Below are 13,022 nucleotides of genomic sequence, written 5' to 3'. Positions count from 1 at the left end.
CTTATCCCAAAACTCGTGCGCCAGCCGTATCCAGACGGCAAATATGTACAAAACCTTCCTGGTTCTGCAAATAATGTTGGCTGAGCCAGTCAGCCACGCGCTGCGCGGTATCGGTGTTATCGCACAGTGCAAATAATGTCGGGCCAGAACCCGAGATCCCGCTGGCCAGCGCGCCAATATCCGCCACGGCTTTACGGGACTCATCAAATTTCGGCAGCAGTTTGGCGCGGTAAGGTTCAGCAATCACGTCCTGCATCAGCTTCGCGGCAAGCGCAGGCTGGCGGGTATGACAGGCATGAATAAAACCGGCCAGGTGGCGGCCGTGACTAATACAGTCCTGACGGCGGTACTGGGCTGGTAAAATCGCGCGCGCTTCGGCGGTTGAAACCTTAATGCCCGGGTACGCCAGCACCCAAAGCCACTCATCAAAGCCTGGCACCTGCTGGCTGATGATGCCGTTTTCTTCGATCATCAGTTGCATACCGCCGAGGAAACAAGGCGCGACGTTATCGTAGTGAATGCTGCCGGAAATACGCCCTTCCAGCTCGCCCATCAACGCCAGCAGGCGCGTGTCGCTGAGAGGCTTGCCGCAAAATTCATTCATCGCCATCAGGCCGGCCACCACCGAACAGGCGCTGGACCCCAGCCCGGAACCGATAGGCATGTTTTTCTCAAGCGTCATTGCCACCGGGATAGTTTTGCCAATCTCCTGGCAGAAACGCTCCCAGCACTGATAAACAATGTTCTCGCGCGGTTCATCCGGTAGCTTGCTGGCAAACCGCCCAAGGTTGGTCAGACTGAAACTGTCCGCCGCTTCAACCGTGACGTAATCGCCCAGATGTGAGCCATCAACTGGCGACACCGCCGCGCCCAGCACATCAAAACCAACGCTCATATTGGCGCTGGAAGCCGGGGCATATACTTTAACCATCTTAAACTCCTAACTTCCATGACAGGGTGCGAAGCAGATCCGCGAAGACACCGGCTGCGGTAACGTCGTTACCCGCACCATAGCCGCGCAGAACCAGCGGCAGCGGTTGATAATAGTGGCTGTAGAAGGCCAGGGCGTTTTCGCCATTTTTCACCTTATACAGCGGATCGTTGCCGTCTACAGCGTCGATCTTCACTTTGCAGCTGCCATCGTCTTCGATAATACCGACGTAGCGTAGCACTTTCCCATCGTCACGCGCCTTCCTCACACGAGCCGTAAACTCATCATCCAACTGTGGAAGGCGTGCCATAAAAGACTCGACGTCTCCGCTCGCATCAAAATTTTCCGGAAGTACGGATTCGATAGCGATATCGGACAGTTCCAGATCGCTCCCGGTCTCACGCGCCAGGATCAGTAGCTTACGTGCGACATCCATACCGGAAAGATCGTCCCGCGGATCCGGTTCGGTGTACCCCATTTCACGGGCGGTACTGGTCGCCAGCGAGAAGCTCATTCCCTCATCCAGCTTACCGAAGATGTAAGAAAGCGACCCGGAAAGAATGCCGGAAAAACGCTGCAGCTCATCGCCCGCATTCAGCAAGTTTTGCAGGTTTTCGATCACCGGCAGACCCGCCCCCACGTTGGTGTCGTAGAGGAACTTACGGCGCGAACTCTCCGCGGCATGGCGTAGTTGGTGGTAATAATTCATGCTCGAGGTGTTGGCCTTTTTGTTTGGCGTCACCACATGGAACCCTTCGTTCAGGAAGTCAGCGTACTGATCCGCCACGGCCTGGCTGGACGTACAGTCCACAATCACCGGGTTCAACAGATGGTACTCTTTCACCAGGCGAATCAGGCGGCCAAGATTGAACGGCTCTTTGGCCTGCTCCAGCGCCTGCTGCCAGTTCTCGAGATCCAGACCATGAACGTTGGTCAGCAGGGCTTTAGAATTCGCCACGCCGCAAACGCGCAGGTCAATATGCTTTTCCTTCAGCCACGCCTGCTGGCGTTTAACCTGCTCCAGCAGAGCCGCCCCCACGCCGCCAACGCCCACCAGAAACAGCTCGATAACCTGATCGGTGTTAAACAGCATCTGATGCGTTACACGCACGCCGGTCACGGCATCGTCGTTATTTACCACAACGGAGATAGAGCGCTCGGAAGAGCCCTGAGCGATAGCGATAATGTTGATATTCGCGCGGGCCAGCGCGGCAAAGAACTTCGCGGAGATACCGCGCAGCGTTTTCATGCCGTCGCCCACGACAGAAATAACCGCCAGACGCTCGGTCACTGCCATCGGCTCCAGCAGCTCTTCTTTCAGTTCGAGATAAAATTCGTCTTCCATCGCCTTACGAGCGCGACCGCAATCAGCCTGAGGCACGCAGAAGCTGATGCTGTACTCGGAAGAGGACTGGGTGATCAGCACCACGGAAATCCCCGCACGGGACAAGGCAGCAAACACGCGCGCGGCCATGCCAACCATGCCTTTCATTCCCGGGCCTGAGACGCTGAACATCGCCATGTTGTTCAGGTTAGTAATGCCTTTAACCGGCAGCCCTTCGTCATCGCTCTTGTCGCCAATGAGCGTGCCCGGCGCCTGTGGGTTTCCGGTATTTTTAATCAGGCAAGGGATCTGGAACTGAGCAATCGGGGTGATAGTGCGGGGGTGAAGGACTTTGGCACCAAAGTAGGAAAGCTCCATCGCTTCCTGGTAAGACATCGACTTCAGCAGTCGGGCATCGGGAACCTGGCGCGGGTCGCAGGTATAAACCCCATCGACGTCAGTCCAGATCTCACAACAGTCGGCGCGCAGACAGGCAGCCAATACGGCGGCAGAATAGTCGGAACCGTTCCGGCCCAGCACCACCAGCTCGCCTTTGTCGTTCCCGGCGGTAAACCCGGCCATCAGGATCATGTGATCTTCAGGAATGCGGCTGGCGGCAATACGGCGGGTAGACTCTGCGATATCCACGCTGGAATCCAGGTAGTGCCCCACCGCCAGCAGTTTCTCGACCGGATCGATAACGCTAACCGGGTAGCCACGGGCCTGCAGCACGCCGGACATAATGGCGATAGACAGCTTCTCACCCCGGCAAATGATCGCCGCATTGATGCTGTCCGGGCACTGACCCAGCAGGCTGATCCCGTGCAGAACATGTTTAAGCTGAGCAAATTCCTGATCCACTAACCCTTTCAGTTCAGCCAGCGGGAAGCCCGGCTGCGCCTCTGCCAGGCCATTTAGCAGTTCAGCGAAAATGCGCTCGGCGTCGCTGATATTCGGCACAGCGTCCTGGCCACCAATGGTCTTCTCAATCATCGCCACAAGGTGGTTAGTAATTTTTGCCGGAGCAGACAGCACGGTCGCTACCTGCCCCTGTTTGGCATTGCTTTCCAGGATATCGGCAACGCGGAGAAAACGCTCCGCATTTGCCACTGAAGTACCGCCGAATTTCAACACTCGCATTGTTGTGACCCCTTGATTTTTTCCCGAAAAAAAAGCCCGCACTGTTTAGGTGCGGGCTTTTTTCATTTTTACCTGTATGCGTCAGCCCGCACCGTTACCTGTGGTAATGGTGGTTGTGATAATTGTGGTAATCAGGCTGAAGCGAAACATGGATGTTGTGTGCTCTAAATTTGTAATAGCTCTATTGGTTAAAGCAATCCCTTTACCAAGTCAATTTTTTTTAGTTCTGTCACAAAAAATTACCTTGTTCGGTCGCGCTGGAAAACTCACCAAAAATGGGAGTAAAAGCGTAAAAATAGCGCAAAAAGTTAGAGGAAAGTCTCAAAAAAGAGAAATTAAAAGACATTTCATTCTGGTAACTTTTTTTCGATGTCATGCAGCAAACGATGCAGCATCGCCGTGTCTCTCTGTTCAAGCAACCCCAAACGCTGCTGAACCCAATCGACCATTTTTTGGTCGTCCGCGACCTCAAGTCGATGTAACAGCGATGTCATTCGCAAGCGCAGCGCATTCAACTGCTGCCCGTCACCATTCACATTTTCCACAGGCGGCTGCTGCATCAAAGTGGAAAGCTGGTAGCAATAAACCATCACGGCCTGGCCCAGGTTGAGCGACGGGTAATCTGCAACCATCGGTACGCCGGTTAACACATCCGCCAGTTCCAGCTCTTCGTTAGTCAGCCCGGAATCTTCACGACCAAATACCAGCGCCGCACATCCCACCCACTGGCGTTTCTCTTCAAGTATCGGTCCCAGCTGCTGCGGCGTCGCGTAGTAATGAAATTTCGCCCGGCTGCGGGCCGTTGTTGCGATGGAAAAATCTACGTCACTCAGGGCTTCGGCAAGGGTGTCGTAGTGGCGAATACCGTCGAGGATATCGCCGGCACCGTGCGCCACCCAGCGCGCAGCGGGCTGGAGATGCGCGTCGCTGGCGACGATCCTCATCTCCGTAAATCCCATGGTCTTCATCGCCCGGGCAGCGGCCCCGACGTTCTCTGCTCTGGCCGGTGAAACCAGGATAATTGGCAAACGCATTGGAACTCTCTTCTAAAATTCGTTAAAACGTGCGAAGTGATGCACAAATTTGGATAATACGCATCGCAAATTTACTTTGTTGCAACATATATTGTGGTAACGGCTTCTGCTTAACTTATAACTTAACCTTATGCTTTTACATGATTATATACTATGAGCATGGGGTAAAGGCGGGATATATCCACTTGTTTAGCATGGTTTATTTCTCCATAAGCTCATTGCCGCCGCAGGCCAGATTCAGCTTACTTTTTTAACGCTTTACGATCTTGATTATTAAAAAGTTGTGACAAAAGCTAGCATTGAGCTACGATGATTTAATGAAAGTGTTAACGTGCTACAATTGAAATTGATATATGTCAACGAAGCGTAGTTTTATCAGGTGTCTAAGGCGCATCAGCCTGTTATGTTGCTGTTAAAATGGTTAGGATAACAGCCGTTTTTGACACCGTCGGGTCCAAAGGGAACGTACCCACGACCAAGCTAATGATGTTGTTGACGTTGATGGAAAGTGCATCAAGAACGCAATTACGTACTTTAGTCATGTTAAGCCCGGCATGTTAATTTATGGCATGTAGCAGGCAGGTCAGGGACTTTTGTACTTCCTGTTTCGATTTAGTTGGCAATTTTAGGTAGCAAACATGCAGACCCCGCACATTCTTATCGTCGAAGACGAATTAGTAACACGCAACACGCTTAAAAGCATTTTTGAAGCGGAAGGCTATGATGTTTTTGAAGCGACCGATGGCGCAGAGATGCATCAAATCCTTGCCGATAATGACATCAACCTGGTCATTATGGACATCAACCTGCCGGGTAAAAACGGCCTGCTGCTGGCGCGTGAATTGCGCGAGCAGGCTAACGTGGCGCTGATGTTCCTGACGGGTCGTGACAACGAAGTGGACAAGATCCTCGGTCTTGAAATCGGTGCGGATGACTACATCACCAAACCTTTCAACCCGCGTGAGCTGACTATTCGTGCACGTAACCTGCTGTCCCGTACCATGAACTTAGGGGCCATCAGCGAAGAACGTCGTTCCGTTGAAAGCTACAAATTCAACGGCTGGGAGCTGGACATCAACAGCCGCTCTCTGGTTAGCCCGAACGGTGAACAGTATAAGCTACCGCGCAGTGAATTCCGTGCGATGCTGCACTTCTGTGAAAACCCGGGCAAAATTCAGTCTCGTGCTGAGCTGCTGAAGAAAATGACCGGTCGCGAGCTGAAGCCGCATGACCGTACCGTCGATGTCACTATCCGTCGTATTCGTAAACATTTCGAATCCACCCCGGATACGCCAGAAATCATCGCGACCATCCACGGTGAAGGCTACCGTTTCTGCGGCGATCTGCAGGAATAAACGGTTAGAGATAACAAAAAGGGCTGACATATGTCAGCCCTTTTTTATGCCTCGTTTTCAGCGGGAAATGCGTTCATTCCAGCTGCGGGTAAAGACCTCTTCCCCATTATGCTGAACCGTCATCTTTCCACTGACCATAAAATGCGTCAGGTCGCTGCGCATCTCCAGCACAATATCCGTGTCCGTCCACCAGCCTTCCCGGCCGATTTTCATGTTCTGGGTCAGTAGATAATGCGCTGAAAGCGGATCGGCATTCTGCACGGTCAACTGACGTCTGAGGCTATGATCGACGGTGGTATTGATATCGTCAAAGCGGTACACGCCCTCGCCAAAAACACCGCCCACGCCCTGAGTGATGCTCTGCCAGCTATCTTTCACCACATCATAGCGCAGCTCGCGATCGACCCGCCCCGGAGAGAGGATCGTCAGCGGCGTATTGGCCGCCGTTTCAGGATGAGGATTCGGGCCAGCAATCGACTTCACTGTCCGACAAACAGGCAGCTGCAGCTGGGCGCTGGCCAGATCAACGCTTAGCGTCGCGTTTTCGGCCATCGGCCAAATCATCGGCCAGAAGGTGGTCGCGAGAGAAATCCGTAACCGGTGCCCGGCGGCAAAGCGCCAGGCGATGCCATCCAACTGTACGGTCACATTAACTTTCTCGCCGGGCACCAGCGCGACGTTCTGCTCCTGCCCCTGCAGGTGGCTCAGATTCACCCAGCCGTGACTAACGCGGGTCGAAGCTCCATCGGGGGCAACGTCTGACAGTCTTACATACAGCATTGCGGCAGGCTTATCGCTGGAAAGCGTAACGTCAAACTGCGGGAAACCATAAATTGCCAGGCTTTCATTCAGCGGCGGGCTGTCGAAACTTTCTGCCAGCCCGTCATCCATTCGCTGATCGCTCGGGCTTTCCCCCAGCACGCCAGCCCCCATCCACTCCCCGGCAAAAAGCCCGTGGTTCTGGACGCTACGAATATCCTGCCGGTATGCATCGGGTAACGGCGAGGTCGCCAGTCGGCCGGGCTGCAAATGCCAGCGCTGAGGGAAGGTTTCAGCATCCGTATCGTTCTCAATGGCAATCCACTCCCCAAAGGCCTGCGGCCGCTGCGAATCAGGCCGCTGGCTGTCGTTAAGCCAGGCCTGAACGCGTGGCCCAGACAGCACGTCGTTATCGATTTGCTTCAGCCAGCGATCCCACCAGCTTACCGCTTCCTGCAGAAAACCGATGGCCGGCGTGGGCGAGCCATCCTGAGGATAAATATGCGCCCACGGGCCAAGAATCGCCTTACGCGGGACGTTAAGGTTGTCCATCAGGCGGAAAACCGCGTTGCTGTAGGAATCCGCCCAGCCGCCCACCGCCATCACCGGACAGGTAATGGCCTGCCAGTCCTCCCCCACGGAGCCATGCTTCCAGTAAGCATCTTTCAGCGGATGCGCCATCCACAACGCCGGGAAGAAAGGCATATTTTCAAGCCGATTGAGCCAGGCCTGATACCAACCCTCCCCGACCAGCTCCGGGTCCTGCGGTCGACTTTGGTAGGCCAGCATAATGCCGCCCCACCAAAGATTGTCATTCAGCAGGCAGCCCCCTTTGTAGTGGATATCGTCGTTGTAACGATCGTCCGTCGAGCAAACGGTGATAATGGCTTTCAGCGCCGGAGGGCGGCGAGCCGCCAGCTGCAGGCAGTTAAAACCACCCCAGGATTTTCCCATCATTCCCACGGCGCCGTTGCACCAGGCCTGACGGCTGATCCAGTCGATCACTTCCAGCGCATCTTCCTGCTCCTGCAGAAGATATTCATCGGCCATCAGCCCGTCGGAATCGCCGCTGCCGCGCATGTCTACCCGCAGCACCGCATAGCCATTGCCGGCAAAATAGCCGTGCATCGGCTCATCACGGGTGCGTGTTCCGTCGCGCTTGCGGTAGGGAATGTACTCCAGAATTGCGGGCACCGGCTGCTGCGAAGCCGACAAAGGCAGCCACATACGCGCGGCCAGGCGAGTCCCGTCTTTCAGAACGATCCACAGGTGTTCCGTCACGCTCACGCTGTGGGGAAATTGGGTTATCAGAGTTTTCATGAGGCTCCTGCCATCGCGTTTAACTGACGCTGACCCAGCACCTCATCCAGCCAGGAGGGGCGCATTTCCGGCACGGAGGTCAGCAGTTTTTCGGTATAGCTGTGCATCGGGGCGCTGAATACCTGCCCGGTCGGGCCCTGTGCAACGACGTTGCCCTGGTACATCACGGCAACCTGCTGGGCAATGCGCTTCACCGTGCTCAAATCGTGGGTGATAAACAGGTAAGACAGCCCCAGCTGTTCCTGAAGGTTTCTCAGCAATTTCAGCACTTCTTCCGCCACCAGCGGGTCAAGGGCGGAGGTTGCCTCATCGCAGATAATCAGATCGGGCTTCGCGGCCAGCGCTCGCGCAATACACACGCGCTGTTTCTGGCCACCGGAAAGCGAACCGGGATAGCGGTCAATGAGGTAATCGGGGAGTTCAGTTAGTTTCAACAGTTCGAGAACGCGCGCGCGAACCTGCTGTTTATCAAGGCCAAAATAGAACGCAGCCGGGCGGCCAATCGCCTCTAGCACGGTTTGCCTCGGGTTAAGCGCCACATCGGGCAACTGATAGATCATCTGAATACGCCGCAGCGTCTCTTTATCACGCTGCTGATAGCGGTTGGCCAGCACCTTATCGGCAAAGGTGACGCTGCCTTTCGTGTCAGTGAGCAGGCCGCACAACGCCCGAGCCAGCGTACTCTTTCCGCTCCCGGACTCGCCGATAATGGCCATCGTTTCCCCTTTGGCAATACTGAGAGAGACGTTGTGGACGACCGTCTTGCCGTTATAGCCCGTAGAGAGGTTGTTCAGCGCCAGAAGCTGGCCTTCAGGTTTGCTTTCGGCATGAACCGGCGTTAAAGCGTGGGCGCGTTCGGAAACCAGCCGCTGCGTGTAGCTTTCAGCTGGGTTTTGCAGAATATCGGCGGTGCTGCCGCATTCCACTTCACTCCCCTGACGCAGCACCATAATGCGGTCGGCAATCTGCGCAACTACCGCCAGATCGTGGGTGATATAAAGCGCAGCGGTATTAAACTCGCGGACCAGTTTACGCAGCATCACCAGCACTTCGATTTGCGTGGTCACATCCAGCGCGGTGGTCGGTTCATCCAGTACGAGGATATCCGGCTGGCAGGACATTGCCATCGCCGCCATCGCTCGCTGCAGCTGCCCGCCCGAGAGCTGATGCGGATAGCGCTGACCGATAGTTTCAGGCTCCGGGAGATCCAGCGCTTTAAACAGCGTCACGGCCCAGGCTTGCGCTTCTGCCGGGTTCATCAGGCCATGGCGGAGCGGGCCTTCGCAAACCTGCTTACCGATGGTTAGCGCCGGGTTAAACGCCGCCGCAGCGCTCTGCGCCACATAGGCCACCCGTTTACCGCGAAACTCGCGCTTCTCTTTGCTGGACAGCGTCACAATATTTTTCCCGGCCACCAACACTTCGCCACCCGCAATCCGGCAGCCTGGTCGGGCATAGCCCAGGGCCGCAAGACCAATGGTTGATTTTCCCGCGCCGGACTCACCAATCAGCCCCAGCACTTCACCGGGCATCAGGCTGAGAGAGACACCTTTCACCAGCGGCAGCCCCTGCTCGGTTTCAATGCGTAAATCACGCATTTGTAAAATCGGTTGTGTCATCCCTCTTCTCCCAGCGAAAGGTTGTTACGCACCAGCAGCCAGTCAACTACCAGATTGACGCCGATCGTCAGCAGGGCAATCGCTGCGGCGGGATACAGCGGAGCAAACTGACCAAAGTTGATAGCCTGCGCGTTGTCGCGCACCATGCTGCCCCAGTCCGCCCAGGGTGGCTGAATGCCCAGCCCAAGGAAACTAAGCCCGGCAATAAACAGGAAGGTAAAACAGAAGCGCATGCCGAATTCCGCCAGCAGCGGCGGCATGGCGTTAGGCAGAAACTCTTTGCGAACAATCCACCACAGCCCTTCCCCACGCAGGCGTGCCGCCTCAACGTATTCAAGGCAGACGATCCCCTGCGCGACCAGGCGGGCAAGACGGAAAACGCGAGTCGCGTCCAACAGCGCAATGGTTCCCACCAGCACCGGAATAGATGTCCCCAGCACGGACAGGACGATCAGCGCCAGGATCAGCACCGGAATAGACATCAGCGTATCCACAATACGGGTCAGCACCACATCCACCCAGCGCCCGTAAATCGCGGCGGTGAAGCCGGTAATGATGCCCACGACAAACGAAATGGCGGTGATCGCCAGCGCAATCGCAATGGTGGTTCGGGCGCCAAACAGAATACGCGACAGCATGTCACGCCCCAGGCTGTCGGTGCCAAACGGCATTGAACTGGACGGCAACATCCAGATGTCACCCACCTGTGCCGTTTCGCTGTGCGGTGCCAGCCAGGGCGCAAAAAGCGCGGCAATCAAGTTGACGGCAATGATGGTCAAACCCAATATTGCCGACAGCGGTACCGTACGAATTTTGATATTTTTCATGGCCTACCTCGCATGCCGCAGTCGTGGGTTACACCAGATAGCCAGCAGATCTGCCGCCGTATTCAGCAGGATATAAGTCCCGCCAAACAGCAATCCGCAGGCCTGCACAACCGGTAAGTCGCGTTTTGTCACGGCATCCACCATCAGTTGCCCGATGCCCGGATAGACAAAGACCACCTCCACCAGGATGACACCCACCACCAGGTACGCCAGGTTAAAAGCAATCACGTTGATGATCGGCGCCAGCGCGTTCGGCAAGGCGTGGCTCAGCACAATACGCCAACGGGAAAGCCCTTTTAGCAGCGCCGTTTCGATGTAGCTACTGGACATCACCGCCCCGACTGAAGCCCGCGTCATGCGCAGCATATGCGCCAGCACCACCAGCACCAGCGTCAGCATCGGCAACGTGCAGGCATAGAGCCTGTCGAGAAGGCTGGCATCCGGGTCAACCAGCGCCAGACTTGGGAACCAGGCGAGGCGAATGGCAAAGAAAATAACCAGCACGTAACCAACAAAAAACTCCGGCACCGAAATACTCATCAGCGTCAGCGTATTCGCCAGGCGGTCAAACCAGGAGCCCCGCCATACCGCCGAAGCAATCCCCAGCACAACCGCCAGCGGAATCGCAATCAGCGCGGCATATAGCGCGAGAAACAGGGTGTTCGCCAGGCGAGGCAGCAGCTCGGCACCGATAGGCTGGTTGTTGGCAAGCGAAGTGCCTAAGTCACCGTGCAAGACGCCGGACAGCCAGTGCAGGTAGCGATACACCGCCGGCTGATCCAGCCCAAGCTGCAGGCGCAGCGCGGCAATGGTTTCCGGCGTGCCGTTCTGACCGAGGATGGCGCTCGCCACGTCGCCGGGCAACAGTTCGGTGCCGACGAAGATCAGAACCGAAACCAGCCACAGCGTCAGCACGCCAAGCAATAAGCGATGAAGGATCTGTTTTTTCATTACGACTCCAGCCAGACGCGTTCGGCCAGGCGGCCACCCATAAAGTTGAACAGCGGATGGGGTTTCACGCCGCCGACTTTTTTGCTGGTGGCATCCAGGTAGTCGCCAAACAGCGGGATCATCGCGCCGCCGTCATCCCGGGCAATGCTTTGCAGCTCGCCATAGATTTCTGCACGCTTCTGGTCATCAAGCAGCGATCGGGCCTGAATCAGCAGACTGTCAAACTTGTCGTTCTTCCAGTGGGTATCATTCCATTTAGCGGTGGACTGCCAGGCGGTGGAGAACATCTGATCCGCTGTTGGACGACCGCCCCAATAGCCCATGCTAAACGGCGCTTTCATCCAGACGTCATCCCAGTAACTGTCTGCCGGCTGGCGTTTGATACTGACCTGAATCCCCGCGGCAGCGGCTTCACCCTGAAACAGCGCGGCGGCATCCAGCGCCCCGGCGAATGCGGCATCAGATGACGACAGCTCGAGCGGCAGCGCGCTTAGCCCGGCTTTTTTCAGGAAGAACTTCGCCTTATCGGGATCGTAGGCGCGCTGCTCCAGGCTTTTATTGAAGAAGCGGTCGGTTTTCGGGATGGGATGATCGTTGCCAAGCGTGCCGTAGCCCCGCAGCACGGTAGCCAGCAATTTCTCACGATCGATACCGTATTTGATAGCCGTACGAACATCATTGTTATTGAACGGTGCCACGCGGCAATCCATCAGGAAGGTGAAATGCTGCCCCCCGGCCGCACGCACGATGTTAAGTGCCGGGCTGCGTTTCAGAAAATCGACGGTTTTAAAGTCAACGCGGTTGATGGCGTGTACCTGGCCCGAGATAAGGGCGTTGGTGCGGGCGGTAGCATCATTGATAACCAGCACTTCAACGGCATCCACAAAGGCGCGGTTAGGCTTCCAGTAATTCGGATTGCGCTTGAAGTAGGAACGCACGCCCGGCTGGTACTGATCAAATACGAAGCCGCCGGTACCAATCGGGTGTTTCCAGTCGGTAAAGCCGTCCGGCACTACAACGAGGTGGTAGTCCGCCAGCAGGAACGGCAAGTCGGCGTTGCCGCTGTCCAGAGTCAGGGTAATTTCGTTCTCACCACTTTTCTTCAGATCTTTGATAGCCGCCAGCTGCGTTTTAATGGCGCTGCGCGACTGGTCGCCACGGTGGAGATTAATCGAGTAAAGAATGTCGTCCGCTGTAAGCGCCTTACCGTTGTGGAAGGTCACGCCCTGGCGCACTTTAAAGGTCCACTCCTGCGCGCCCGGCTTCGCCTCCCAGCTTTCCAGCAGCTCCGGCGTGGCCTGGTTATTCTCATCAATTTCCACCAGGCCGTTCATCAACATGTATGCCTGGTTAAGCGGCACCCAGTCACTAAAGAGCGTGGGATCCAGAGAGTCGCTGGTATTGCCGCCCGACATGCCCAACTTCAGAACGCCACCTTTTTTAGGCGTAGCTTCGGCAGCAAAGCCCGCAAGTGGTGACAGCGATAACGCACTGCCCATACCAATCAGCGCCGCCGTATTGATAAATGAACGGCGGCTCATACTCACGCCTTGCAGGTATTTTTTTTCGTCTGAACGATCGTCTTTCATTTATTTTTCTCCGTTATTATTTGTTTTTCTGACCACCGGCCAGATGCCATAGCACATCTATTTATGATTTATATCAAAACAGCTAAACACTGAGGCATGAGTTTTTCGTATCAGACTATGAAAAAAATGCACGGCAGAACCACAGCAAAAAAGATAATTTCCCGTTCACGGAG

9 protein-coding genes are annotated in these 13,022 nt (G+C 55.6%); 1 reads left to right on the top strand and 8 read right to left on the bottom strand.

Translation table 11 applies throughout. The features are described 5' to 3' along the window. Window position 1 precedes the first annotated feature (1 nt). From VW41_03120 to VW41_03110, 3 genes are all read right to left on the bottom strand, one after another. Window positions 2–931 (bottom strand): serine kinase, encoded by a 930-nt coding sequence (locus VW41_03120; protein ID AJZ88107.1) that lies wholly within the window; start codon window positions 929–931, stop codon window positions 2–4. A 1-nt stretch (window position 932) separates the two neighbouring features. Further along, the gene (gene thrA / locus VW41_03115) at window positions 933–3,395 is read right to left on the bottom strand and encodes an aspartate kinase (protein AJZ88106.1); all 2,463 of its coding nucleotides are present in this window, start codon (window positions 3,393–3,395) and stop codon (window positions 933–935) included. A gap of 347 nt (window positions 3,396–3,742) precedes the next feature. Then, window positions 3,743–4,429 carry an RNA methyltransferase gene (locus VW41_03110; GenBank protein AJZ88105.1) on the bottom strand — a complete coding sequence of 229 codons (687 nt, stop codon included), beginning with the start codon at window positions 4,427–4,429 and terminating at the stop codon, window positions 3,743–3,745. Between the two features lie 638 nt (window positions 4,430–5,067). Here VW41_03110 and VW41_03105 point away from each other — a divergent pair. Then, complete coding sequence (locus VW41_03105; protein AJZ88104.1) at window positions 5,068–5,784, top strand: TorR family transcriptional regulator; 717 nt, start codon at window positions 5,068–5,070, stop codon at window positions 5,782–5,784. Window positions 5,785–5,841: 57 nt separating this feature from the next. On the opposite strand, the gene VW41_03100 is transcribed toward VW41_03105, so the two are convergent. The 5 genes from VW41_03100 to VW41_03080 are packed head-to-tail and all read right to left on the bottom strand — an operon-like array spanning window position 5,842 to window position 12,849. Next, window positions 5,842–7,863, bottom strand: a complete 2,022-nt coding sequence (locus VW41_03100) for a peptidase S15 (protein AJZ88103.1) — start codon at window positions 7,861–7,863, stop codon at window positions 5,842–5,844. Continuing rightward, window positions 7,860–9,482 (bottom strand): ABC transporter, encoded by a 1,623-nt coding sequence (locus tag VW41_03095; GenBank protein ID AJZ88102.1) that lies wholly within the window; start codon window positions 9,480–9,482, stop codon window positions 7,860–7,862. Before VW41_03095 ends, VW41_03100 begins: the two co-directional genes overlap by 4 nt. Then, entirely contained in the window at window positions 9,479–10,309 is an 831-nt protein-coding gene (locus tag VW41_03090) for an ABC transporter permease (GenBank protein AJZ88101.1), read from the bottom strand. Before VW41_03090 ends, VW41_03095 begins: the two co-directional genes overlap by 4 nt. Before the next feature lie 3 nt (window positions 10,310–10,312). Further along, window positions 10,313–11,260, bottom strand: a complete 948-nt coding sequence (locus tag VW41_03085; protein ID AJZ88100.1) for an ABC transporter permease — start codon at window positions 11,258–11,260, stop codon at window positions 10,313–10,315. Then, a complete protein-coding gene (locus VW41_03080) occupies window positions 11,260–12,849 on the bottom strand; it encodes a peptide ABC transporter substrate-binding protein (protein AJZ88099.1) in 1,590 nt (529 codons plus the stop codon). Before VW41_03080 ends, VW41_03085 begins: the two co-directional genes overlap by 1 nt. Between the last annotated feature and the right edge of the window lie 173 nt (window positions 12,850–13,022).

Source organism: Klebsiella michiganensis (assembly GCA_000963575.1).
Classification (GTDB): Bacteria; Pseudomonadota; Gammaproteobacteria; order Enterobacterales; family Enterobacteriaceae; genus Cedecea; species Cedecea michiganensis_A.
Note: the sequence above shows the minus strand (reverse complement) of the source record. Positions and strands in the feature narration are given on the sequence as shown.

Coding starts and splice junctions, on each gene's coding strand:
- VW41_03085 (AJZ88100.1), bottom strand. CDS start 11,260: ATGAAAAAACAGATCCTTCATCGCTTATTGCTTGGCGTGCTGACGCTG.
- VW41_03100 (AJZ88103.1), bottom strand. CDS start 7,863: ATGAAAACTCTGATAACCCAATTTCCCCACAGCGTGAGCGTGACGGAA.
- VW41_03110 (AJZ88105.1), bottom strand. CDS start 4,429: ATGCGTTTGCCAATTATCCTGGTTTCACCGGCCAGAGCAGAGAACGTC.
- VW41_03120 (AJZ88107.1), bottom strand. CDS start 931: ATGGTTAAAGTATATGCCCCGGCTTCCAGCGCCAATATGAGCGTTGGT.
- VW41_03105 (AJZ88104.1), top strand. CDS start 5,068: ATGCAGACCCCGCACATTCTTATCGTCGAAGACGAATTAGTAACACGC.
- VW41_03080 (AJZ88099.1), bottom strand. CDS start 12,849: ATGAAAGACGATCGTTCAGACGAAAAAAAATACCTGCAAGGCGTGAGT.
- thrA (AJZ88106.1), bottom strand. CDS start 3,395: ATGCGAGTGTTGAAATTCGGCGGTACTTCAGTGGCAAATGCGGAGCGT.
- VW41_03095 (AJZ88102.1), bottom strand. CDS start 9,482: ATGACACAACCGATTTTACAAATGCGTGATTTACGCATTGAAACCGAG.
- VW41_03090 (AJZ88101.1), bottom strand. CDS start 10,309: ATGAAAAATATCAAAATTCGTACGGTACCGCTGTCGGCAATATTGGGT.